The 22,973-nt window shown below is 46.8% G+C and carries 22 protein-coding genes, 3 tRNA genes and 1 riboswitch; of the genes, 1 reads left to right on the top strand and 24 read right to left on the bottom strand.

What is annotated here, in order from left to right; genetic code table 11:
• Nucleotides 1-171: 171 nt before the first annotated feature.
• From NSB28_RS14100 to NSB28_RS14120, 5 genes are all read right to left on the bottom strand, one after another.
• Nucleotides 172-2,709 carry a cation-translocating P-type ATPase gene (locus NSB28_RS14100; RefSeq protein WP_109747362.1) on the bottom strand — a complete coding sequence of 846 codons (2,538 nt, stop codon included), beginning with the start codon at nucleotides 2,707-2,709 and terminating at the stop codon, nucleotides 172-174.
• A 111-nt stretch (nucleotides 2,710-2,820) separates the two neighbouring features.
• A riboswitch (NiCo riboswitch) is annotated at nucleotides 2,821-2,916 on the bottom strand.
• 102 nt (nucleotides 2,917-3,018) lie between these two features.
• Nucleotides 3,019-4,377 carry an MATE family efflux transporter gene (locus NSB28_RS14105; protein ID WP_109747361.1) on the bottom strand — a complete coding sequence of 453 codons (1,359 nt, stop codon included), beginning with the start codon at nucleotides 4,375-4,377 and terminating at the stop codon, nucleotides 3,019-3,021.
• Nucleotides 4,378-4,422: 45 nt separating this feature from the next.
• Entirely contained in the window at nucleotides 4,423-5,259 is an 837-nt protein-coding gene (locus NSB28_RS14110; protein ID WP_109747360.1) for a MerR family transcriptional regulator, read from the bottom strand.
• Nucleotides 5,260-5,350: 91 nt separating this feature from the next.
• Entirely contained in the window at nucleotides 5,351-5,923 is a 573-nt protein-coding gene (locus NSB28_RS14115) for an HD domain-containing protein (protein WP_109747359.1), read from the bottom strand.
• 37 nt (nucleotides 5,924-5,960) lie between these two features.
• Nucleotides 5,961-6,884: an AEC family transporter gene (locus NSB28_RS14120; protein WP_109747358.1), complete on the bottom strand. Its 924-nt coding sequence runs from the start codon at nucleotides 6,882-6,884 to the stop codon at nucleotides 5,961-5,963.
• A gap of 100 nt (nucleotides 6,885-6,984) precedes the next feature.
• Between NSB28_RS14120 and NSB28_RS14125 the strand changes: the two genes are divergently transcribed.
• Nucleotides 6,985-7,057 (top strand) — tRNA-Thr (locus NSB28_RS14125).
• A gap of 184 nt (nucleotides 7,058-7,241) precedes the next feature.
• Here NSB28_RS14125 and NSB28_RS14130 read toward each other — a convergent pair.
• From NSB28_RS14130 to NSB28_RS14220, 19 genes are all read right to left on the bottom strand, one after another.
• Nucleotides 7,242-7,337, bottom strand: coding sequence for a putative holin-like toxin (locus tag NSB28_RS14130; protein WP_243134939.1), 96 nt, complete (start codon nucleotides 7,335-7,337; stop codon nucleotides 7,242-7,244).
• 140 nt (nucleotides 7,338-7,477) lie between these two features.
• Complete coding sequence (locus NSB28_RS14135) at nucleotides 7,478-8,089, bottom strand: RNA polymerase factor sigma-70 (protein ID WP_109747357.1); 612 nt, start codon at nucleotides 8,087-8,089, stop codon at nucleotides 7,478-7,480.
• Complete coding sequence (rlmB, locus tag NSB28_RS14140) at nucleotides 8,090-8,830, bottom strand: 23S rRNA (guanosine(2251)-2'-O)-methyltransferase RlmB (protein ID WP_109747356.1); 741 nt, start codon at nucleotides 8,828-8,830, stop codon at nucleotides 8,090-8,092. It abuts the gene before it with no gap.
• Nucleotides 8,827-9,267 carry a Mini-ribonuclease 3 gene (locus tag NSB28_RS14145; RefSeq protein ID WP_109747355.1) on the bottom strand — a complete coding sequence of 147 codons (441 nt, stop codon included), beginning with the start codon at nucleotides 9,265-9,267 and terminating at the stop codon, nucleotides 8,827-8,829. Before NSB28_RS14145 ends, rlmB begins: the two co-directional genes overlap by 4 nt.
• A complete protein-coding gene (gene cysS, locus NSB28_RS14150) occupies nucleotides 9,252-10,658 on the bottom strand; it encodes a cysteine--tRNA ligase (RefSeq protein WP_109747468.1) in 1,407 nt (468 codons plus the stop codon). Before cysS ends, NSB28_RS14145 begins: the two co-directional genes overlap by 16 nt.
• Nucleotides 10,659-10,796: 138 nt before the next feature.
• Nucleotides 10,797-11,969, bottom strand: a complete 1,173-nt coding sequence (locus NSB28_RS14155) for a GNAT family N-acetyltransferase (protein WP_257497825.1) — start codon at nucleotides 11,967-11,969, stop codon at nucleotides 10,797-10,799.
• Between the two features lie 56 nt (nucleotides 11,970-12,025).
• On the bottom strand, nucleotides 12,026-12,577 hold the full coding sequence (gene ispF, locus NSB28_RS14160) for a 2-C-methyl-D-erythritol 2,4-cyclodiphosphate synthase (RefSeq protein WP_109747353.1): 552 nt from the start codon (nucleotides 12,575-12,577) through the stop codon (nucleotides 12,026-12,028).
• Nucleotides 12,578-12,694: 117 nt separating this feature from the next.
• Nucleotides 12,695-13,249, bottom strand: a complete 555-nt coding sequence (locus NSB28_RS14165; RefSeq protein WP_109747352.1) for a manganese efflux pump MntP — start codon at nucleotides 13,247-13,249, stop codon at nucleotides 12,695-12,697.
• Between the two features lie 217 nt (nucleotides 13,250-13,466).
• Nucleotides 13,467-14,234, bottom strand: a complete 768-nt coding sequence (gene udp / locus NSB28_RS14170) for a uridine phosphorylase (protein ID WP_109747351.1) — start codon at nucleotides 14,232-14,234, stop codon at nucleotides 13,467-13,469.
• A 16-nt stretch (nucleotides 14,235-14,250) separates the two neighbouring features.
• A complete protein-coding gene (locus NSB28_RS14175; protein WP_109747350.1) occupies nucleotides 14,251-14,712 on the bottom strand; it encodes a cytidine deaminase in 462 nt (153 codons plus the stop codon).
• 305 nt (nucleotides 14,713-15,017) lie between these two features.
• A complete protein-coding gene (locus tag NSB28_RS14180; protein WP_257497824.1) occupies nucleotides 15,018-15,284 on the bottom strand; it encodes a hypothetical protein in 267 nt (88 codons plus the stop codon).
• A 406-nt stretch (nucleotides 15,285-15,690) separates the two neighbouring features.
• Nucleotides 15,691-16,059, bottom strand: a complete 369-nt coding sequence (locus NSB28_RS14185; protein WP_109747349.1) for a hypothetical protein — start codon at nucleotides 16,057-16,059, stop codon at nucleotides 15,691-15,693.
• Nucleotides 16,059-16,349 (bottom strand): hypothetical protein, encoded by a 291-nt coding sequence (locus tag NSB28_RS14190; RefSeq protein WP_109747348.1) that lies wholly within the window; start codon nucleotides 16,347-16,349, stop codon nucleotides 16,059-16,061. Before NSB28_RS14190 ends, NSB28_RS14185 begins: the two co-directional genes overlap by 1 nt.
• A 192-nt stretch (nucleotides 16,350-16,541) precedes the next feature.
• A tRNA-Met gene (locus tag NSB28_RS14195) sits at nucleotides 16,542-16,615 on the bottom strand.
• A 14-nt stretch (nucleotides 16,616-16,629) separates the two neighbouring features.
• A tRNA-Val gene (locus tag NSB28_RS14200) sits at nucleotides 16,630-16,702 on the bottom strand.
• A 52-nt stretch (nucleotides 16,703-16,754) separates the two neighbouring features.
• Complete coding sequence (locus NSB28_RS14205; RefSeq protein ID WP_109747347.1) at nucleotides 16,755-17,618, bottom strand: VOC family protein; 864 nt, start codon at nucleotides 17,616-17,618, stop codon at nucleotides 16,755-16,757.
• A 27-nt stretch (nucleotides 17,619-17,645) separates the two neighbouring features.
• Nucleotides 17,646-18,209: a hypothetical protein gene (locus tag NSB28_RS14210; RefSeq protein ID WP_109747346.1), complete on the bottom strand. Its 564-nt coding sequence runs from the start codon at nucleotides 18,207-18,209 to the stop codon at nucleotides 17,646-17,648.
• Between the two features lie 129 nt (nucleotides 18,210-18,338).
• Nucleotides 18,339-18,863, bottom strand: coding sequence for a hypothetical protein (locus tag NSB28_RS14215; RefSeq protein ID WP_109747345.1), 525 nt, complete (start codon nucleotides 18,861-18,863; stop codon nucleotides 18,339-18,341).
• Nucleotides 18,864-19,205: 342 nt separating this feature from the next.
• Nucleotides 19,206-22,961, bottom strand: coding sequence for a phosphoribosylformylglycinamidine synthase (locus NSB28_RS14220; protein ID WP_109747344.1), 3,756 nt, complete (start codon nucleotides 22,959-22,961; stop codon nucleotides 19,206-19,208).
• Nucleotides 22,962-22,973: the final 12 nt, after the last annotated feature.

Below are 22,973 nucleotides of genomic sequence, written 5' to 3' on the forward strand. Positions count from 1 at the left end.
AAGACATATTCCAGCAATCGAACCAGCGAACTTCCCGCCTTTGTCGTCAGTCGGCTCCAGGATATAAAGGGAAATTTGGTTAAGCTTAATCATGATATGGTGCCCCATCGGTTTAATAATACGGTAAATACAAGGGTTTTTAATGGTTTACTTTTCTTTTACGTGGGTGAACTATACTGTATTTTTCTTACGTTTTAACTTCTTTGCCAGTTTTACCAGATCATACCACAGCACAGAACCAGCTCCCAGCCCAAGAGCGGCTAACAGGAAGGGAACAGGCAGCGCAGCCAGTTTTAACACTCCTGATACTGGTGTATACAAGATAAGATACAGCAATGCCAGCGTTCCCAGGTTCACTGCCCACATCACACGGTCTTTCATTAATTTTTGCGCTGACTGAAAAGCAAACTCATGATCGGAGCTGTTGACCTGCACAAGAAACAAGTTTGCCAGCATAATGACAGCGAGTCCGATGGAGCGCGCTGTGGGCGCATTGTCTGCATTGCCTGCCAGCACTGTAAAATACGCTCCGAAAGAAGCAGCAAACACAGTAAGTCCCTGCAAGACACTTTTCCCCAAAAGGCCGGCTGTCAGCAGCTTTTCATCCGCATTGCGGGGACGGCGCTCCATAATATCATTCTCAGCCGGCTGCCGCTCCAGAACAATAGAACAGGTAGGATCAATGAGGACCTCCAGGAGCACCACATGGAGCGGCAGGAGCAGCAGAGCTGCGGGAGAGATACCCAGGAAGGGAGCCAGCAGGGATGCAAACGCTATGGGAATATGGATCGTAAAGACATACCCTACAGCTTTGCGTATATTATCATAAATGCGCCGTCCATCTTTAACAGTCTCCACTATGGTAGTGAAATTATCATCCATCAAAATCAGGTCGGCGGCTTCGCGGGAAACCTCGCTCCCCCGCTTGCCCATGGCAATTCCGATATCGGCATATTTTAGAGCCGGAGCATCATTTACCCCGTCACCTGTCATGGCCACAACTTCCCCGTTCATTTGGAAAGCCTTCACAATCCGCATTTTATGTTCCGGTATCACGCGGGAGAAAATGGAAACTTTCCTGACCGCCTCCCGCAGTTCTTCATCACTCATATCATTCAGCATATCACCTGTGATGATTTCATCACTGTGGGACAGGCCAACCTTTTTTGCTACCGCAGATGCGGTGATCCCATTGTCTCCTGTTATCATGACTACACGGATTCCCGCCCGGCTGCAGACCGCAATATCTTCTTTCACACCCTCCCTCGGCGGATCGGCAAGACCCACAAGCCCCAGCAGGGTCAGACGGCATTCTGTAAGAGATGCCGGAATGTCTCCCTCACTTGCAGGCCTGGCTGCTGCAATGGCGATCACCCTCAGCCCCTGAGCTGAAAGCTCCAGGTTTTTGCGTTCCGCCTCTGTGCGCTGCTCTTCTGTCATACCGCAGACCGTAAATATGCGTTCAGGACTGCCTTTGGCAGCAATCAGGATCTCATCATCATGTCTCCACACATGACCCATCATTTTTAGTTCGTTGGTAAATGCATACTCTGTCAGAAATCCACTTTCTTCAAAGAGATGCCCCCTGGTGATGCCATGGGCTTCACAGCAGGAAAGCATGGCTTTTTCCATGGGATCATATGTATCTGTCTCACAGCCAAGTCCCATCGTTTCTATCATTGACAGCTCATCACCGCTGGCTATCCACAACTCCTGCACGGACATCTGGTTCATGGTGATAGTTCCTGTTTTATCCACGCAAAGCACGCTGACAGCGCCAAGAGTCTCCACACTTGGAAGTTTACGAACTAATGAATGTTTTTTTGCCAGACGCCATGCTCCCATGGAAAGGAATACCGTGAGGATGACAGGAAATTCCTCCGGTATCATGGCCATAGCCAGTGTTACGCCGGACAGGATGCTTTCAATCAACCGCTCCCGAAGGCTGTGATCCGGTATATTCAGCCATGTAAAAATCCCTACCAGAATAAACAGCACACCTGCAATAACAGCACATGTCTTTACAAGTTTCCCTGTCTGCTTTTGGAGCGGCGTATCCTCCGCAGGTGCGGCAGCCACGTTTTTACCTATCTTGCCGTATTCTGTATTCTGGCCGGTTTTCTCTACCCGTACAACGCCAGTGCCCTGGATTACCAGCGTACCTGCATAACAATAGTCCCTGCGCCAGTAGTCACCCTCAGGTTCTGCCTTCTCTGCCGTCACCTTCCAGACACCGTCTGCCTCCCCGGTAAGAGAAGATTCATCCACACATAAATCAGCACACCTGACCACAGCACCGTCAGCGGGAATCTTCACGCCTTCGCAGATCATCATCAGATCCCCCGGAACAAGATCAGCGCTGGCAATAACTTGTTCTGTTCCATCCCGGATAACAGTAATGTGAGGCGCTGACAGGTCTTTTAAGGCACTCAGCGTTTTGTCAGTTTTCCATTCCTGGATCACATCAATGCTGATGATCCCCACCACGAACACCAGCATGATGATTCCGTCTCGGGGTTCACCCAGCACAAAGTAGATAGCCGCAGCTACCAAAAGCAGCAGAAACATAGGTTCACAAATAATGTGAACTGTCTTTTTCAGAAAACCCTCTTTCTTTTCCTGCGTCAGGACATTTTTGCCATATTGTTCCTGAAGTCTGACGGCTTCATCGGCGGTCAGTCCCGCCATACTCCCAGTTTCGTTTGTCATAAAAGAATCCTCCATTTCGTCATTTGACTTGTTAGATTTCTCTTATGGCACTCCATTCTCAAGAGCCAGTTGTTCAATTTAGGGTATAAAAATACACACCTGCAGAACAACCACTGTCCCACAGATGTGTCTATCGTCCATCTGCTGCCGCCATCTGGCGGCCCGGCCCCACGCCCTCCCGGGCATCGCCTGCTCAGTTTGTACTGTTGATCGCACATTCCATAAGGAATGTAATGCAGTGCAAAGAGATTTATAGTAGTATATGAGATACCCCTGCTTTTGTCAACTATATTTTTAATAAATTTAGCTTTAAAACAGATTATCCCTGGTTATATTATGCAGCCACTTGTTGCTCTTATAGTGCTTCAGCACCCACGGCCATTTGACAAATTCATCCGTACACAGCAGGAAATATACCCACATGACCGGAAGCTTTAACACAAAAGCTGCAAAGAATCCCAGCGGAACCGCATACAGCCACATGTCGATGGTATCGCAGATAAATCCAAAACGGCTGTCACCTCCCGATCTGAAAACTCCTGCTATCAGCGTTGTATTCACTGCCGCCCCCATAACATAGTAAGTATTGATGAGAAGCATGTATTTCAGATAATGCATGGCCGTCTCGGAGAGTGAAGCATACCGCAGTACAAAAGGTGTTGCGCCCAGTATGATAAGCCCGCCTAATGCACCGCTGGCCACTGTCAGCTTCATAAGCTTTCTGGCATCATTTTTGGCATCCTCCAGACGGTTCTCACCAATCTCCCTGCCCAGCAGTATACCTCCGGCGCTGGCGATCCCAAAGCACAGGATCGTCCCAAAATTCCTTACCACTATAACAAAAGAGTTAGCCGCCACCGCATCGCTGCCCATATGCCCGATGATCACGGAATACATGGAGAAAGCAACTCCCCACGCCACATCATTGCCAAGGGCAGGCAGGGACAGTTTCACAAAATCTGAGAAGAGCAGCTTGTTTTTTATAAACATATAAGAAAATTTCAATTTTATATCTCTGCTCAGAGCAGAGACTATAAAACAGGCAATCAGCTCAATCACCCGGGACGTGGAGGTAGCTACAGCGACACCTGTGACTCCAAGCTTTGGAGCGCCGAAAAGCCCGAAAATAAATACTGCATTCAAAAAAATATTTAAGGTAAATGCAAGGGCATTCAGGGAAGTGCTTATTACCACCCTTCCAATACTGCGGAGAATAGCCAGATATATTTCTATGATCCCCCAGCACAGGTAGCTGACGCTCAGTATCCGAAGATAAGAAGATCCCAGCCTGATCAGTTCCGGGTCACTCGTAAACAGAGTCATCATCAGATCCGGTATGGCAAGCGCTGCAAGGGCAAACGCAGAGGATATAGCAAGAGAAAACCGCAATGCGATGCCTTCCACAGCCTTTATGGCTTTCATATCACCCTTTCCGAAATACTGTGCGCACAGCATAGTGGCTCCTGTCCCCAAGCCGTAGTACACCATAAAAAGGACGCTGGCATACTGGGATGCCAGAGATACAGCCGATATGGAAGACTGGCCCACATAATTGAGCATGACTACATCGGCGGAATTGACGGCGGCGCTCAGCAGGTTCTGGATTACAATTGGGATCACAAGCCTTCTTATCTGGCTGTAAAAGGTATCTTGTAAATTATTTCTCATTCGCATATGGATTTCCCTTACTGTTTACGTTAAATTTTTTTAATCTTATATCCCATAATACCGCAGTATAGCTCCCGCCATATACTCAGAGCTGCCCTCTCCATAGACACTGTCATTTGCCGCTCTGAGTTTTTCATCCTTCAGGTAACCATCCGCCATTTCCGTCAGCAGCGCCCTAGCGTTATCCAGCCGGAACATTTTCTTATAACATTCCGCCAGCCTGCTTATCAGCTGTTTCTCCTTCTCTGAACCGCCTGAGTCCTTTATCATGTAAAGCTCTCTGCAAATTTCATCATTTTCCCTCTGGTACCTGCTCATATCTGACGGCTGTGCTGTGGCTGATTCCAGCGCCTTCTCTTTACTGCCATACAGTCTCATCAGTTCCGCACCCGTCTTCTCATCCTTCAGATTCCCGGAAAATGTCTCCCTCCATTTTTCAATGCTGCCGTCCCCGTATCTCTCTACTAATCTCTCAAATTCCTCCCGGGGCATATTCTCCTGGATATGGTCCAGTATCATGTCGATCTCTTCCTCTTTAAATGCTTCAAAACTCATAGTATTCGCTCCTTCCATCACGTCTGTGATCAGCTCGATGATCCCGTCCAGGTGGTTTCTCTTTCTTTCCAGAAGGGATCTCTGGGCTGCCAGGGCACATGTTCTGTCATAAGCCGGGTTTTCCATTATATCTTTAATGTCCACCAATGGAATTTCCAGTTCTCTGTAGAACATGATCTGCTGCAGCCTCCCTATAGCCTCATTGTCATACAGGCGGTAGCCTGCATCTGTCAGCTGTGTCGGTTTCAGCAGTCCTATTTCGTCATAGTACCGCAGTGTCCTTATACTAACTCCGGTGATTTCCGACACTTCCTTTACTGTCTTCATCTTTCACCTCCTTAGAGGACATGGTAATCCCTGACGTTGCGTGAGAGTCAAGGCGAATTTTATATCTTTTATATCTTGCTGCAAATAACCGTTAAATCTTATTTATCTCATCTTCACAAGAACGCATGGCCCGGATCGTCATTTCAAAAAGTTTATCAAGCTCCCATCCAAGCTGGTCAGCCCCCTGCCGTATAATATCCCTGGAACAGCCTGCTGCAAAACGTTTATCCTTGAATTTTTTCTTGAGGCTGGAAACTTCCATATCCATGACACTTTTGGATGGGCGCATCTTGGCCGCAGCTCCGATCAGCCCTGTCAGTTCATCCGCTGCAAAAAGGATCTTTTCCATCTCATGCTCCGGTTTCACGTCTACAGTGATTCCATAGCCATGGCTGCAAACAGCATGGATCAGTTCATCACTTGAACCGATTTCTTTTAACAGCTCCGGGGCCTTTATACAGTGCTCATCCGGATATTTTTCAAAATCCACATCGTGGAGAAGTCCCACCAGTCCCCAGAATTCCTCGTCCTCACCATATCCCAGCTCCCTGGCGTACCAGCGCATCACACCTTCAACTGTCAGGGCGTGTACCATGTGGAATTCATCCTGATTATACTTCTTCAGCAGGTCCATGGCCTGTTCTCTTGTTATATCTGCATGCATTTTATTTTCCTCCTTATACACGGTTAATTTGTTATTTTTAATTCAATCCCATAATTCCAAGCAATATTGTAATAATCACCAGACTGAAAAGTATAGATATGCTGTTTGCACAGCTGGCCAGCCCCTCATCTCCTCCGCACATGCCTATGTAGGCCGGGGAGACAGCGCTCATAGGCGCAAAACATAAAAGGGCCAGTGTCTGCCGGATCACCAGATCAAAAGGCAGAAAAAAGTAAAAGATAAGCGCACATACGGCGGCAAAAATATGGCGAAGCCCCAGCAGGCGTATGATCTCCTTTATGTATTCTTTCTTCAGCTCCAGGTGGAACAGCAGCCCCAGCATCAGCATGGCTATGAATGTATTGGCGCTGGCCATAGGGTTTACCAGGGTCAGGACGGCATCCGGCAGCTGCAGGCCCATAACTGACAGTGTAAACATAACGACATATGTAACAAGCGGAGGGCTGGATATAAGACGTTTCGCGAATGACTTCAGATTCAGCCCCCTCCTGTTTTCTGAGGTATATTCGGCAACAAATGCATATGTTCCCCCTGTACACATGATGCTGTTTCCCACATCAAACATGCAGGCGGTGACACTGCCAAGCGCCGGAAGAAAGCTCTGCACAAAGGGGAGGCAGAACGCGCCGATATTAAAGGCCGGAAGACAGAGCATATTGAGCGCCTGCTCACCTCGTGTCCTGTGTCTTGTAATAAGAGCGCCTGCAGCGATCATGATCACATTGGCAATTATGCCAAGCAGTGCTATCAGCACCATCTCCGCACCTATGTCAGTGATAGCGGAAAAGTTTGTAATGATCGCAGCCGGCAGGGTGATATATATTAAAAATTTCTTGACAGCATCCCCGGCATTGCTGCTTACAAGCCCTGAAGACCGCATGACAATACCGATAACAATGACAAGAGTAAAAGAAAAAGCCCGCAGCAGTACGGAAGTCATATTCTGCCTCCTTTGGTCCTTGAAGAATTTTTTGAAAATCCATTGACATTCAAACACTGATATGATAAAATTTCTAATCGTAGCAGTTCATTTGCTATAAGCTGTTGTGGCACAGTCGGTAGCGCACCTCATTGGTAGTGAGGAGGTCACGGGTTCGATTCCCGTCAACAGCTTTGATATCATTGGGAATTAGGGCCTTTCGAGGAAGACATCTTCGAGAGGCCTTAAATATCTTCCTTTACATTCAAAGAATTTATGCTATAATAAAGATAGAAACAGGAGCAACCGCCCACAAAGTGGTTAGCCTCTAAGTGGACATAAGCCTACCTCGACTGCCAAGTACAAAGGTAGGCTTATTTATTTTTGCTTGTTATTCCTATCTATATAGGCAAGCAGTGCAATGAGAAAAGTACCGCCCAAAAACAAAAGGCTGAGAACTTCATATGTATTCATCCGCACCACCTCCCCTCTTTTGTAAAGTATGGGAGGCTGACCACCTTGTTGTACACGATTGCTCCATAAATAAATAATACCATAGCAAAGGTAATAATACAATCATGTAACGCATGTGAACTTTTTGGGTAATGAGAAGGTCACGGTTCAATTCCCGTCAACACCTTCTTCCTGATCCTCTGCAGGGCATTATCAATGGATTTTTGTGTCTTTCCCATTATACTTCCTATCTCTGCATAGTCCTTTCCCTCCAGATAGAGGCTCAGCACCTCCCTCTCGTAGAGGCTGAGGCTTTTCTTCAGCTCTTCCTCCATCATCCGGGCATTCTCCTGACCGATCACAAGTTCCTCCGGATTATCCAGGCCCGAAGAGGCCAGAACCTCCTGAAGGGGTATCTCACGCTCATCCTGGCTGACTGTCCCCGAGTACAGGGATATATATGTATTAAGAGGAACGTGCTTCTGTCTGTTAGATGCCTGTATGGCGCTGTAAAGCTGCCGTGAGATGCACATATCCGCAAAACTCCTGAAGGAAGCCTCCTTTGCCTGGTCAAAATCCCGGATGGCTTTAAAAAGGCCTATCATTCCCTCCTGGATCAGGTCGTCATTATCTCCGCCCATGAGATACAAAGCCCTGGCCTTTTTCCTGACCAGGTGCTTGTATTTCTCCATGATATGATCGATAATCTCCGCATTACCTTCTTTGGCCTGCACAAGCAGTTCCTCATCGGCACAATCATCATATCTGCCCATCTACGACATCCTCTGGCGCACGATCTCATATGCCAGCACGCCTGCTGCTACAGAAGCATTCAATGAATCAATATCTCCCTTCATTGGAATGGATGCCACAAAATCACATCTCTCCTTAACCAGCCGGCTGACCCCTTCTCCTTCACTGCCGATCACAAGCCCTATGGGGCCTTTCAGATTCAGGCTGTACATCACCTCGCCGCCCATATCTGCGCAGACGAACCAGAGCCCTTTCTCCTTCAGTTCTTCAATAACTGCCGAGAGATTTGTCACCTTTGCCACAGGCGTATAATTCAATGCCCCTGCCGACGTCCTTGCCACAGTGGCCGTCAGTCCCACTGCCCGGCGCTTCGGTATAATGACTCCGTGGGCACCTGCCAGATTCGCAGTCCTGATGATGGCCCCCAGATTATGGGGATCTTCAATATTATCCAGCAAAAACAGAAACGGCGGTTCTCCTTTTTCCTCAGCCAGCTTCAGCATATCCTCTACCTCAGCATATTCATATGCAGCGGCATAGGCTATGACGCCCTGATGCTTTCCTGTCTCAGACATCTGGTCAAGTCTTTCCTTTGCCACATAGCTGAGCAGGGTATCCTGTTTCTTAGCTTCTCTTATAATAGAGCGCACCGGGCCGTCCTGGCATCCGTCCAGCACAAAAAGCTTGTCTATGGTCTTTCCTGAACGGTAAGCTTCCATGACAGCATTGCGCCCCTCTATAGTCAGTTCTTCGTATCTCATCCTTCTTCTCCTTTATCCAGCCCGGCCTTTACCAGCTCTACGATACGCCCCATATCACCCCTGAGGTACAGAAAGCCCATCAGGGCTTCCAGGCCCGTAGCCTTTCTGTATTCCAGCACAGACGCGTTTTTGGCCGTAGAAAACGATTTTGCATTGCGGCCTCTTTTATATATCTGTTCTTCCTCCCCGCCAAGCAGCGGCAGTATCCTCTCAATCATTTCCGCCTGGGCAGGCGCCTTCACGATCTGGCTTGTCCTTTTATGCAGCTTGTGGGGCGGGCAGTTTCCCCGCTCCACAACTAAAGTCCGTATGATCAGATCATAGACAGCATCTCCTATGTAGGCCAGCGTCAAAGGTGAATATGTCCTGATATCCACCTCCCCCATCTGAAATTCTTCCTTCAGATAGGCCGCCAGGGATTCTATGCCCTTTTCCATTTCACACCTTCTCTTGTATCCTCCAGGATGATCCCCTTCTCCAGCAGCAGGTTCCTGATCTCATCCGCCTTCGCAAAATCCTTTGCTTTTCTGGCAGTCTGGCGGTCCTCAATCAGCTTTTCAATATCCTGATCCAGCATCTCCTCTTTCTTCTCCACAATGAGTCCCAGGATATCGCTCAGGGCTGTAACCCTATCCAGCACAGCCTGGATATAAGCTTTTGAATTCTCCCCACCCACCGTGGTATTTGCAAACCTCACCAGCTCAAAAATAGCTGAGATAGCATCTGCTGTATTAAAATCGTCATCCATTGCCTCATCGAATTTTTTCTCAAAGGCATCCAGCTCTGTAAGTCCTGCTGCTTCCTCCGGCTTTAATTCCTCAGTTTTGGCAGCCTCCTTTAAAAACTTCAGATTCTCCACTGCTGTCACGATACGCTCAAGTGCATTCTTGGATGACTCCATAAGTTCCGCGCTGAAATTAAGCGGGCTTCTGTAGTGGGCGCTGAGCATAAAGAAACGCAATACCTGGAGGTCATATTTCTCACCGATCTCACGGACAGTAAAGAAATTGCCCAGAGATTTTGACATCTTTTTATTATCAATATTCAAGAATGCATTGTGCATCCAGTAGCGCGCAAAATGTCTGCCATTGCATGCCTCGCTCTGTGCGATCTCATTTTCATGATGGGGGAATACGAGATCCTCGCCGCCTGCATGTATATCTATCTCTTCTCCCAGGTATTTCTTTGACATTACTGAGCACTCAATATGCCAACCCGGCCGCCCTGCGCTCCATGGTGAATCCCATGCCGGTTCTCCCTCTTTTTTTGGTTTCCAGAGAACAAAATCCAGCGGATCCTCCTTCTGGTCTTCTCCTGATACGAGCAGAGAGCGGTTCCCCGACCTCAGATCCTCCAGGTTCTTGTGAGAGAGCTTTCCATATTCTTCAAACTTTCTTGTCCTGAAATACACTGTGCCGTTTACGTTGTATGCATACCCCTTCTCTATCAGATCAGAGATCATCTCTATCATACCGCCGATCTCCTGGGTAGCCAGAGGATGCGTGGTAGCCGGCTTCACATTCATGTCTGCCATATCCTTCTTGCACTCCGCAATATAACGCTGTGCCACTTCCTCAGACGTCACACCTTCTTCAATGGCTTTGGCAATAATCTTATCATCCACATCTGTAAAGTTGGATACATAATTTACATCATATCCTTTATGCTCCATATATCGTCTTACTGTATCAAATACGATCATGGGCCGTGCATTTCCTATATGGATAAAATTATAAACTGTAGGTCCGCAGACATACATGCTGACATGTCCGGGCTCCAATGGAATAAATTCTTCCTTCTGTTTTGTCAATGTATTATATATTTTCATCTCTTTTTTCCTCTCTTCCTCCTGCCGCCCGGCAAGAAATACATTACTGTTCACTCCGACCAGTAACACACTCCGCGGCCAGTAACAGATATGGAACTAGTCTATGCAATATTTTTCTGTTTGTCAATAGGGATCACGTCACACTGTCTCATCCAGAAAAATTTTTTTAGATTTAAATATCTCTTCTCCAAGCCTGGCCGCTGAGACGACGGGTGCCCCCTTCTCCCTGGCCTCCCTGTGGGTGACTCTCCTGCAGCTGCTCCCTGTGCTTCCCAGGGTACAGTAATATGCCCCGGAGTTCTGGACCAAAAGCTCATCCTCCACAATCACATAGAAGGAAACCTGCTTCTTTGTCCTAAGGGATTCCATCAGAGTCTCCAGATGGACGATCCTGCCCATCATGAGCGGCACATCTTCTATATCAGCGCTGTATTCTTCTGCCAGTACACATTCCAGATCATCCCCGAAATCCAGAAGCCTTATCTTTTCACAGGAATCCAGCCATCCGGCAGCAGCCTCCAAAAGCAGGCCCAGCAGTTCTTTCCTGGCAGCAGGCTCCCTTATTTCCACAAGCCCGTCCTCCGGGTGAACAGCCTTATCAGGAGCGAGAAAATAACCTGCCAGGCCGCTGCCATCCTTCATAAGAACTATCCTGCCGTTCTCACTCACCTGCTCCTTTAACAGCCGCTCACAATACTGTGTGCTCCGCACAGCATATATATCATAATTATTTTCCAGATACTGTCCTGAAAACGATGACAAAGCCTCGAGATCCCCTGGTCCGGCCACGGTGCACCAAAACCTCCCGCTCTCTTCTGCCGCTGTCAGATCCTGACTGCCGTCCACGGAAGAGTGCTCTGTGATCCTGTCTCTTTTCACAACCGCAGTTTTCCTGCAATTCATATATCTGAATCCAAATGGAGTATATATGGCTTCTGCAGCTGGCATCAGAAATGTAAAGGGTTCTTTTCTCTCATACATTTCTCCCAGGGATGTCAGGATAAGCTTCTTCATCATTCCCTGATGGCGGCATCTCTCTTTTGTTGCCACTGCCACTATATAATGGTAGTCCATCTCTGAACCGCAGACTGAGAGCCTGTATGGATTCAGGTGAAGCATTGACACGATCTCCCCCTCATCCTGATCCTCCCGGGCGCTGTCATACTCTTCTATCACATATATTTCATTTTCAGATGCCTTACAGTGATAATAATAATCTACAAAGTCCTTGCTGTCCTCAGTAAATATTTCCTCATAAAGCGGCCTCGTCCTCCGGTTCTCATCTTTTTCCAGCTTCTTCAGTCTCAGCATACATGTTCTCCTGACGCACATTTGCCATATAATTATCTTCTTTTATTTTCTTTTATTTACTTCTCTATTTTTCCGCGGCAGCCGCCGCAGCCGGGGCACCCTCCAAAAGACGCCCTGTCGTCAGCCACCAGGTCCATGATCGGAAGCAGGCAGCATATGGCCTGGGCCGAGATACCCTCACCAGTGCCTGTAAAACCAAGCCCTTCCTCTGTAGTGGCCTTTATATTGACCCTGTTTTTTTCTATTTTAAGCGCACTGGCTATATTTTCTTCCATCTGTTCAATATACGGCCTCAGCTTTGGCCGCTGGGCGATGATCGTACCGTCTATATTTTCGATCAGATAGTTGTTTTCCTCCAGCAGCCCTCTCACATGCTCCAAAAGCGCGATGCTGGAAATACCTCTGTATTTCTCATCTGTATCCGGGAAATGTTTTCCGATATCTCCCAGCGCCGCCGCTCCCAGAAGAGCATCCATGACAGCATGCAGTATCACATCTGCATCAGAATGTCCCAGAAGCCCCTTCTCATAGGGGATATCCACCCCTCCTAAAATGAGCCTGCGGCCCTCCACCAATTTGTGCACATCATATCCCATACCAACCCGCATATATACACTCCTTCATTTCTCTGCCCCCAGAGGCGGCAGATTCCCTGTTAATTTTCTTGAATGCCTTTATTCTAACATGTTTCCCCATTTCTGAAAAGAAAAACGTGCAATCTAAAATTATCCCATCAAGTGCTGAATCAATATCTTTATGCCCATTGCCACCAGCACAAGCCCTCCAAACAGCTCAGCCCTGGACTTATATTTTTCCCCAAATACATTTCCAACCTTGATACCCACTGCGGAGAATATAAAGGTCACTACGCCTATAAAAATCACGGCCGACACAATATCAACCTGCAGAAAAGCAAAAGTTACTCCCACTGCCAGAGCATCAATGCTTGTGGCTACAGCCAAAGGCAGCATCGCCTTGCAGCTGAAGCAGCCGTCCAGTTTTTCTTCCTCACTGCGTGACTCCCTGATCATATTGACTCCGATCAGCCCCAGAAGTATGAACGCGATCCAGTGGTCTACACTTGTGATCAGCGCCTGGAACTGTGTACCCAGAAGATAGCCCAGCAGCGGCATAATTGCCTGGAAGCCTCCGAAATATATTCCTGCCGTCAGACAATGCCTGGGACAGACTTTCTGTACAGACAGCCCCTTACAGATGGATACTGCAAATGCATCCATTGATAATCCTACCGCGATAATAAACAACTCCCATAAACTCATTTTTCTTTCCTCCTTAGAATGTGATCATACTATTGCTATGCACAAAAAACGAGGCTTATCTGTATTTTAACAGATAAGTCTCGTCATTTAATACAAAGCCAGGAATCCCGATTCCAGTATGTTGGCCTCATCACGCTATAAAGCGCTGACTACTCCCTTATATTGGCAATAACTATAACATAGAATTAAAGGAAATGTCAAGAAAAGAATCTCCGTGTTACGCATCCTCTTTAATCAGCATGCGCAGAGCCTCTACGGCTGTGGTAATGGCCTTCTCTGTATCATGAACCACCTCGTTGGCAAGCCCCTGCTTCTCTCTTTCCTGATTTGCCACCACAAGGAATACAGAACCAACGCGCACCTTCAGATAGCTGCCGACGACAAACAGCGCTGCAGACTCCATTTCAGAAGCCTTGCATCCCAGGCGCAGCCAGGCATTCCACTTGTTGAGCAGCTCATAGCTGACCGGCATCTTTTCCGGTTCGTGCTGTCCATAGAAAGAGTCTTTGCACTCTACTACGCCTGTATGACAGCGGTAGCCTAACTTTCCGGCTGACGCTGCAAGGGCATTGGCGACACTCAGATCAGCTACCGCCGGGAATTCAATGGGCGCATATTCCTTACTGGTTCCCTCCATCCTGATGGCTCCTGTGGCTATAACCACGTCACCGCTCTGCACATCCAGATCCATGCCGCCGCAGGTTCCAACACGTATAAAGGTGTCAGCTCCGGCCTTCACCAGCTCTTCCATGGCGATTGCCGCTGAAGGCCCGCCGATTCCCGTGGAAGTAACGCTCACCTTCACGCCATCCAGGTATCCTGTATAAGTAATAAATTCTCTGTTGTCAGCAACTAATATGGCATTGTCAAAATGATTTGCAATCTTTTCACATCTCTTGGGATCCCCCGGCATGATCACATATTTGCCGACTTCCCCTGTCCTTACTCCAATATGATACTGTAAACCTTCTTCTGCATATTTCATATCTGACACTCCTTTTCTATGATCTGCCGTAACCTACTGAATAACTACGATCTGCCTTACTCTGCAGATTATCCTTTGAAAATCCCAGAGGCAGCAATTCCTCCAGGCGGAAGACCCTGTAATCATCCTCTCCCTTTGCCAGAATTACAAGGAATTCTCCGGGATCACAAAATTCCGCCATCACCTGCCTGCACACACCACATGGCGCACAATAATCCCTTTCCTCTTCAGATGCCCCTCTTTTGTTTCCCACAATAACGATTTTCTTAAATTCCGTCTCTCCTTCAGAAACCGCCTTAAAAAATGCCGTTCTTTCAGCACAGTTTGTGGGTGAATATGCAGCATTTTCTATATTGCACCCTGTATATACCCGGCCGCTCCTGCCAAGCAGAGCCGCGCCTACCTGAAAACCTGAGTATGGTGAATATGAATACTGCTGAGCTCTGTATGCCTCTTTAATCAACTCTCTGTCTTCCATGAACTTATCCCCTCCTTAATCTGCCGTATATCCTGTTAATTAATAATAGCTCCTAATCAGGTTTTTAGATAGGACTTTTATGCTTTCTTTGATGCCGGATCATCATTTCGTCTTATTCTACAATTTTTATCCTGGTTATTTAGTCATATTTGTTATTATTGCATCCCTCTCCGGAGGTTTTTCCCGGAGAGCAAAGTATTCTATACACCTCCATGCATCCGCAAGGATCTGAATTATGGGATGCACGGAGGTGTATGGAATTAAAAAAAAGCTCCCGGAATACCGGAAGCTCTTTTAATTTTACATTATTCTGCTGCTTCTGTTTCAGCCGCTTCTGTTGCTGCTGCTTCTGTTTCAGCTGCTTCTGTCTGTGCTGCCTCAGTTGCTGCTGCTTCTGTTTTAGCTTCTGTCTGTGCTGCCTCTGTTTCAGCTGCTTCTGTTTTAGCTTCTGTCTTTGCTTCTGTTGTTGCTTCTGTCTTTGCTTCTGTTTCTTTTGCTTTTTCTCCACATCCTACTGCTAAAGCTCCTGCTAAAGCCATAACTGCCATTAAACTAATAACTTTTTTCTTCATACTAATTTCCTCCTCATTTTGGGATAACCAGATTATCCCGATAATCATTACAGAGGTTATCCTATCATACTTGTCCCGGAAAATCATGCCCTTTTCATTAATTAATACAAAAAATATTCTTATGTTCCTTAAGAAAACTTAAGAAATTGTGCATACAGTTCAACTTTTTTATACATTTATACTTATATTTCGCTCTTTCTCACTAAAGCATTAATTTGGTATCTCAATTTATTCCATCAGTTTTTCACTATCAAATATCCTGTCCAATATTTTTTTACCGAAACTGCACAACTATATTGTTTTCCCTTAGGAGCGGATACCCTGTATTCCTATGACAAAGATCATAACACACTGTGACGCCGGTAATTCCATTTTTCCTGCACAGGTTAATCCTTCCTGCCGCCGCTTACTTTAATCCTTTTACAAAAGGAATCAGGCAGAGGAGAGCAATAATTCCAATGATCCCTATCACAATGCCCAGTACCAAATTGCTCCACACCATTGTAAGGCACATACCCACTCCCAGAAGCAGGGCTCCGATAACTCCAATCAAAACTGCTCCTACTGTTTTCCCTGAAAGCCTAATGGGAGCTTTGTTTTCCATTTTTCTCCAAACGCCTGCCATGATCAGCAGCACAACCGCACCTGCTGCCCCCATAATAACCCCGGGCCTGAATGCATTCCATTCCGGAATCAGCGCCATGCACATTCCCAGGGCAAATAATATGCCGCCAATCGTTCCTAAACTCATTGCAGTAAATGTACTCTTTTTCATTATTCAACACCTGCCTTTCTTCTTGCCTGCCGTTCTTCGAAAGCCAACCTATCCGCTTCTTCTCTTTCCTTCTGTTCCTTTGCAAGTCTGGCTCTCGCGTCCTCTACGGATTCGCCCTCCTTTGTCAGAAAGTTGTCTACAAACTTATCAGCTATCTTATTGAAACCTCCTACTGCTCCCTCTTCAATCTTTTTGTAACCGCCAACTACACCTTTCTCAATTTTTTTGTATCCGTCAACTACACCTTCGGCAATCTTTTCATTTGCTTTTACTAACTTTGATTTAGCCATACTGCTTATCTCCCTTTCATTTGTCTCTGCTTTACTTGATGGTGTAAGAATATCATCCCTTTATTGACGTTACGTTTCACTTTTGTTTATGAAATATTAATAGCCGCGCATCCCCCGGAGGTTTTTGTTTTGCTGGAAATGAAGTTTCCTGAAAAATAAAAAAGCAGAGACTTTATCATCTCTGCTTAGTAATAGCGGAAGGGAGATTTGAACTCTCGACACCACGGGTATGAACCGTGTGCTCTAGCCAACTGAGCTATTCCGCCATATTTAATTATCATGGGACCTATAGGGCTCGAACCTATGACCCTCTGCTTGTAAGGCAGATGCTCTCCCAGCTGAGCTAAGATCCCATGTCAAGCAGCCCTTGTATCGGACTGCTTTGCTATTATACTATTAAATTCCTCAAAATGTCAAGTAGTTTTTTTCAGCAAATTCAATTATTTCTCCATCTGGTCCCATGACTTTAAAAAAGCGGATCCCGCGTTCCAGTATCGGAAGTGTCTGGACTACATAATGTATCATCCTGAAGCCTTCTTTTTTTGCAAGAAACAGCGCATCTGAGATATCCGACACATCGAGGGCAATGTGGTCAATATGTCCCGATGTCCTTTTATCCAGTTCCAACAGGCCCTGCCCTGCCATTTGAATGATTTCAAGCATAAATCCGTTGTTCTTCATGAATGCGATCTCCAGGCGGCCGTCATCCGTCATCAGATAACCCCCGCCGCACTCTTTAAATCCCAGCTTACCGTAAAATTCCCTGGAGCGTTCCAGATCTCTCACTTTAAGCGCAAGATGCGCCCACCCCTGAAGGCCTTTCCTTGCTCCATATCCAATGCTGTTGTCGTGGCAGAATTCTACTACCTCCTGGTTTGGACCTGCAAAATTAATCCCTTTTACGCCCTTTTCCCCAAGTGTCGTATAATGAATAATACCATCAGGCGTTGAGGAATGTACCTGCATTCCTTTCTCCAAAGCCTCCCTGGCACATTCTTCAATATCCGGGGCCTCTATGGCAAAATGGTCAAGTATGCCGTCGCGCCTTTTTGCCACTTCAATTCTTTCTCTGCCTGAAGGCTGGTATATCTGCAGCATAATATCGCCCAGAACCAGAATAGCCATCTCCATATAATTGGGATTCAGGACTATTTTCTGCTGTACCCTGCGGAAACCGAGCTTTTCCTCATACCAGTTTACCGCTTCGTTTAAATTAACAACCGGTATCCCCAAATGTTGAACACCCTGAACGATATCTGCCAGCCTCATATACCTTCCTCCTTTGCATTGTGATCACTACTTTTTCAATTCATATAAACCATTTATGGGAGAACTCTCCGACTGGCTGTCCTGTGTCAGAACAGTCACGTCTACCTGCCCGTCAGACAATACAAACTGGACCATGTAATGGTCATCACCTTCGTATGTGGCGCTGTTGGGATTCTCGCTGATCCTGGCGACTCCATTTATCCCCGATGTTCCAAACTGGAATTCAAAGGATGTGGCGTCCACAGCTTCCATTGTCAGCGACTCCCCTTCTTTTACATACGTTCCATTCCAGTCCGCCTCAGGCACACCTGCCTCAGTGAGCGTCATTTTCTCAGTGAGCATCTCTGTCTCCTGAACTGCCTGTGTGTCATTCTGTGAAGGTATGTTTGCTTCTGTCTGCCCTGCTTCCGTCTTCTCTGCTTCTGCAAGAGGAACATCACCTATCACTTCAGCAGCCCCGGATGTCTCATGCATAACCGCCTCAGTCTTCTGTTCCGTATCAGCCTTCTGCTCTTTTCCTTCACTGCCATTACAGCCTCCCAGAACTGCGGCAGTAAGAACAGCCGCCAGCAATAATACCGTTTTTCTCATTTTATCCTCCTCATTTAGATGCGCGTCCCCGCGCTGAGCCTTTCACAAAACTACCCATGCAGTTATTATACCATTTATTTTCTTAAATAAAAATTAAATTTCGCTTTTTTGCATTACATTTTTATCAAATTAACGTTTTTTATAGTAGCTGGAAAACTTTTTTCTGGCTTTATCAATATTTTCATCCAGCAGATGCAGCATCGGCTCCTGACTCACGATCCCGCTCAGATATCTGCCTGAATAATCCTGATAACTGCTCCACCAGTAATCGGACGCCCTCTTAACGAACTCTTTTTTAACAGGCAGATTGTGGAGCTCCAGCCAGCTTTTCTTCAGCTTATCTTTGGAATCAAACACCCTGGCTCTGCGGGCATCCCGTATCACAGCTCCCTTTATCTCCCTGTTCAGCCTGTAATACGCTGTAAAATCATCGGCTATATCACATAATACTTCTTCCTCTGCATCTGCAGGCATTTTAAAAATAAATCTGGCCTCGCTGTCAAGTACGCAATAGGCATACACCTTGAATGGAAGACAGATTTTGATCTGCTGCACAATATCCAGCAGCTTCTTTTTGTCACATTCGTCCGCAAGCACATTTTTCTTTTCCTTGCCTTTAAGTATAAACAGGCCGGTTTCTTCTTTCGTTTTCATAACTCTCTCTCCTTATATATTTGTCGGCCCTTAGTCAGCCCACCACCGTTAATATAATCAGAGCCGCATACACAATACTATACAACAAGGAAAGATTGTTTGCAACATATCATTTATAAATGCATCATTTTGTATCATCTCTCTGATTATGCAACTTTTTAGTTTCTTTTTTTCATGAATGCATTAAAATATGCTACATTTTGTTGCGTTATAAATTCAAGAATGCTTCAGCAAAGTGCGCTTCGTTCCCCTGGCGGATCTATAACTTGGGTTACATTGAAACAAAAAAGTCCCCATACAGATGAACCATCTGTATGGGGACTGTAAAAGCCTATCTGATTTTTATTTAAAGTAAGCAACACCTGATTCAAATATCTTCAGATCTTGATCTCCGTAGATATTGATTGCCACAGATTCATCACGGCGCTCTACGTGGGCCATCTTTCCAAGCACTCTTCCGTCAGGGCTGGTAATTCCCTCGATAGCCGCATAGGAACCATTTACATTCCACTCTTCATCTCCTGTAAGTCTGCCGTCAGCGTCACAATACTGGGTAGCCACCTGTCCATTGGCAAACAGCTTGTCTATCCATTCTCTGCTGGCTACAAAACGTCCTTCCCCATGTGAAGCCGGAGTCGTATAGATTCCTCCCAGTGCAGCGCCTGCCAGCCACGGTGATTTATTTGATGCAACCCTTGTATAAACCATCTTGGATATATGGCGTCCCACCGTATTAAAGGTCAAAGTAGGAGAATCTTCTGTCTGACCTGTGATCTCTCCATACGGCACCAGTCCCAGCTTGATTAAAGCCTGGAATCCATTGCAGATACCAAGTGCAAGTCCGTCTCTTTCATTTAACAGACGCATCACAGCTTCCCTGATCTTGGCATTCTGGAAGGCTGTTGCGAAGAACTTAGCGGAACCATCCGGTTCGTCACCAGCTGAAAATCCTCCCGGGAACATAATGATCTGGGCCTGGTTGATGGATTTCTCAAATATCTCCACTGAATCCCTGATATCGTCCGCCGTCAGGTTCCTGAACACTTTTACGTCCACTTCAGCGCCTGCCCTCTCAAAGGCTTTTGTACTGTCGTATTCGCAGTTTGTACCCGGGAACACAGGTATAAACACCTTCGGCACTGCTACTTTGTTCTTGCATACATATACTTCCTTTGTATTGTAAAGCCTGTCCGGAATATCGCTCTCAGCCTCAGCATTTGAACGTGTCTTAAACACCTTCTCCAGAGTTCCCATCCATGCTTCCAGGGCCTCTTCCATGGTGATTGATACGTCACAATAATCAAAGGCGGCTTTTTCCTGAACTTCGCCTACAACTGTATATGTGATAGAAAGCTCACCAACTTTATCTGACGGAACCTCAGCCACAATATAGCCGAAGCCTTCTGTAAACAAGTCTCTGGCATCCACATTGTGTTCTACCTTTACTCCGAGTTTATTGCCGAACGCCATCTTGGAGAGCGCAGCTGCCAGACCATTTGCATCTAATGTATATGCAGAGAGTATCCTTCCCGCTTTCACATCCTCGTGGAACTTTCCATACTGTTCCATGACCTGAGTGTAGACAGGCAGATCATATTCATCTCTCTCAATCTTCAGTACGACAAGCTTATTTCCTGCACTCTTGAGCTCAGGTGTGATCATAGTCTTCTCACTGGCCACGTTAACTGCAAATGAAACGAGAGTCGGCGGCACATCTATTTCGTTGAAGGTACCGGACATACTGTCCTTTCCTCCGATAGAAGGCAGACCAAATCCCAGCTGCGCAGAATAAGCTCCTAAGAGGGCTGCAAAAGGCTGGCTCCAGCGCTTCGGGTCCTCTGTCATCCTCCTGAAGTATTCCTGGAAGGTAAAACGGATGCTGCTGAAATCTCCGCCCGCTGCCACGATCTTCGCTACTGACTCCAGAACTGCATACACGGCGCCGTGATACGGACTCCAGCTGGACAGGTAGGGATCAAATCCATAGCTCATCATTGTCACTGTGTCTGTCTTGCCTTTTAATACAGGAAGCTTGGCAACCATGGCCTGTGTCTCTGTAAGCTGGTATTTTCCGCCATATGGCATAAGAACGCTGCCTGCACCGATGGAGCTGTCAAACATTTCCACAAGTCCCTTCTGTGAGCAGGCATTCAGGCTCTTAAGCGTATCCAGCCATTTTCCCTTTACATCTGACACTTCTTCCCTGACAAAATACTTGTCTGTCTCAGGCGGCATCTCAACCTCTACAGCTGTCTCCTGATGTGCGCCGTTTGTATCCAGGAAGGCTCTGGAGATATTGACGATCTCCTCGTCTCTCCAGATAAGCACCAGACGCGGAGCCTCTGTCACTACTGCCACCTCAACTGCCTCCAGGTTCTCCTCAACAGAATATTTCAGGAACTCTTCCACATCCTTGGGATCTACTACTACTGCCATACGCTCCTGTGACTCAGAAATAGCGATCTCTGTCCCATCCAGGCCTGCATATTTTTTCGGTACCTTATCCAGGTAGATATGGAGTCCGTCTGCCAGCTCGCCGATTGCCACAGACACACCGCCTGCACCGAAGTCGTTGCATTTCTTAATGAGGCGGCTAACCTCCGGACGGCGGAACATACGCTGTATCTTCCTCTCTGTAGGCGCATTTCCCTTCTGTACCTCAGCACCGCAGGTCTCTATAGATTCCTCTGTATGCACCTTAGAAGAGCCTGTGGCGCCGCCGCAGCCATCCCTTCCTGTACGTCCGCCCAGAAGAATAATGATATCTCCCGGGTCAGATGTGAGCCTCTTTACATCTTTTCTGGGGGCAGCGCCCATCACAGCGCCTATCTCCATTCTCTTTGCTGCATAATTGGGATGATAAATCTCTTTCACATATCCCGTAGCAAGTCCGATCTGGTTTCCGTATGAACTGTAGCCGTGTGCCGCTTCGCGGACCAGCTTCTTCTGGGGCAGCTTGCCTTTCATAGTATCCTGAACAGACGCTGTGGGATCTGCTGCTCCTGTCACACGCATAGCCTGATATACATAAGTACGCCCTGAAAGCGGGTCACGGATAGCGCCGCCAAGGCAGGTAGCCGCACCTCCGAAAGGCTCGATCTCAGTCGGATGGTTGTGCGTCTCATTTTTAAAGTTCACAAGCCACTCTTGCGTCTCCCCGTCAATCTCCACCGGAACTACAATACTGCACGCATTGATTTCATCAGATTCTTCCTGGTCTTCCAGTTTTCCTTCTTTTTTCAATTTGCGCATCGCCATCAGCGCCAGATCCATCAGGCAGACAAATTTATCTTTTCTGCCCCTGAATATCTCTTCCCTGTCAGCCAGGTACTTCTGATATGTGCCTTCAATGGGGGCTCTGTAATAACCGTCATCAAATTTGACATCTGTCAGTTCCGTGGAAAAGGTGGTATGACGGCAATGGTCAGACCAGTATGTATCCAGCACGCGGATCTCTGTCATGGACGGATCTCTGTTCTCTTCATTCTTAAAATAATTCTGGATATGGAGGAAGTCTTTAAATGTCATGGCCAGGTTCAGTGATCTGTAAAGCTCTTCTAATGCTCCCTCTTCCATACCGGTAAAGCCGTCAAAGATTTTCACATCTGCAGGCTCTTCAAACCTGGTGATGAGCGTGTCCGGTTTCTCAAGGCCTGTTTCCCTAGAGTCTACCGGGTTGATACAGTATGCCTTAATTGCCTGATATTCTTCATCGCTTATATTTCCTTCAATAACATAAGTAGTTGCGGAGCGGATGACAGGTTCTTCATCTTCATTTAGAAATTTCACACATTGTACTGCTGAATCTGCCCTCTGACCAAACTGTCCGGGCAGAAATTCCACTGAAAACACCTTAGAACCTTCAGGGAACGGATACTCTTCTTCATACAGGGTATCTACAGGCGGTTCTGAAAATACTGTCCTGCAGGCTCTTTTAAAGACCTCATCAGAAATATTCTCCACGTCATAGCGGATCAGGACATGTACTGCGCTCATCCCCTCCACACCCAGATAACTTCTGATCTCATGCCTTAAATCCTTCGCCTGTACTGCAAAATCAGGCTTCTTCTCAACATATACTCTTCTTACGCTACTCATAGCTTCCTCCAT

It is taken from the genome of Murimonas intestini, from assembly GCF_024622195.1.
In the GTDB taxonomy this organism is placed as follows: Bacteria; Bacillota; Clostridia; order Lachnospirales; family Lachnospiraceae; genus Murimonas; species Murimonas intestini.

What these genes read in the sequence shown, in the direction of transcription:
- NSB28_RS14100 (WP_109747362.1), bottom strand. Translation starts at nt 2,709, where the DNA reads ATGACAAACGAAACTGGGAGTATGGCGGGACTGACCGCCGATGAAGCC.
- NSB28_RS14105 (WP_109747361.1), bottom strand. Translation starts at nt 4,377, where the DNA reads ATGAGAAATAATTTACAAGATACCTTTTACAGCCAGATAAGAAGGCTT.
- NSB28_RS14110 (WP_109747360.1), bottom strand. Translation starts at nt 5,259, where the DNA reads ATGAAGACAGTAAAGGAAGTGTCGGAAATCACCGGAGTTAGTATAAGG.
- NSB28_RS14115 (WP_109747359.1), bottom strand. Translation starts at nt 5,923, where the DNA reads ATGCATGCAGATATAACAAGAGAACAGGCCATGGACCTGCTGAAGAAG.
- NSB28_RS14120 (WP_109747358.1), bottom strand. Translation starts at nt 6,884, where the DNA reads ATGACTTCCGTACTGCTGCGGGCTTTTTCTTTTACTCTTGTCATTGTT.
- NSB28_RS14130 (WP_243134939.1), bottom strand. Translation starts at nt 7,337, where the DNA reads ATGAATACATATGAAGTTCTCAGCCTTTTGTTTTTGGGCGGTACTTTT.
- NSB28_RS14135 (WP_109747357.1), bottom strand. Translation starts at nt 8,089, where the DNA reads ATGGGCAGATATGATGATTGTGCCGATGAGGAACTGCTTGTGCAGGCC.
- rlmB (WP_109747356.1), bottom strand. Translation starts at nt 8,830, where the DNA reads ATGAGATACGAAGAACTGACTATAGAGGGGCGCAATGCTGTCATGGAA.
- NSB28_RS14145 (WP_109747355.1), bottom strand. Translation starts at nt 9,267, where the DNA reads ATGGAAAAGGGCATAGAATCCCTGGCGGCCTATCTGAAGGAAGAATTT.
- cysS (WP_109747468.1), bottom strand. Translation starts at nt 10,658, where the DNA reads ATGAAAATATATAATACATTGACAAAACAGAAGGAAGAATTTATTCCA.
- NSB28_RS14155 (WP_257497825.1), bottom strand. Translation starts at nt 11,969, where the DNA reads ATGCTGAGACTGAAGAAGCTGGAAAAAGATGAGAACCGGAGGACGAGG.
- ispF (WP_109747353.1), bottom strand. Translation starts at nt 12,577, where the DNA reads ATGCGGGTTGGTATGGGATATGATGTGCACAAATTGGTGGAGGGCCGC.
- NSB28_RS14165 (WP_109747352.1), bottom strand. Translation starts at nt 13,249, where the DNA reads ATGAGTTTATGGGAGTTGTTTATTATCGCGGTAGGATTATCAATGGAT.
- udp (WP_109747351.1), bottom strand. Translation starts at nt 14,234, where the DNA reads ATGAAATATGCAGAAGAAGGTTTACAGTATCATATTGGAGTAAGGACA.
- NSB28_RS14175 (WP_109747350.1), bottom strand. Translation starts at nt 14,712, where the DNA reads ATGGAAGACAGAGAGTTGATTAAAGAGGCATACAGAGCTCAGCAGTAT.
- NSB28_RS14180 (WP_257497824.1), bottom strand. Translation starts at nt 15,284, where the DNA reads ATGAAGAAAAAAGTTATTAGTTTAATGGCAGTTATGGCTTTAGCAGGA.
- NSB28_RS14185 (WP_109747349.1), bottom strand. Translation starts at nt 16,059, where the DNA reads ATGAAAAAGAGTACATTTACTGCAATGAGTTTAGGAACGATTGGCGGC.
- NSB28_RS14190 (WP_109747348.1), bottom strand. Translation starts at nt 16,349, where the DNA reads ATGGCTAAATCAAAGTTAGTAAAAGCAAATGAAAAGATTGCCGAAGGT.
- NSB28_RS14205 (WP_109747347.1), bottom strand. Translation starts at nt 17,618, where the DNA reads ATGAGGCTGGCAGATATCGTTCAGGGTGTTCAACATTTGGGGATACCG.
- NSB28_RS14210 (WP_109747346.1), bottom strand. Translation starts at nt 18,209, where the DNA reads ATGAGAAAAACGGTATTATTGCTGGCGGCTGTTCTTACTGCCGCAGTT.
- NSB28_RS14215 (WP_109747345.1), bottom strand. Translation starts at nt 18,863, where the DNA reads ATGAAAACGAAAGAAGAAACCGGCCTGTTTATACTTAAAGGCAAGGAA.
- NSB28_RS14220 (WP_109747344.1), bottom strand. Translation starts at nt 22,961, where the DNA reads ATGAGTAGCGTAAGAAGAGTATATGTTGAGAAGAAGCCTGATTTTGCA.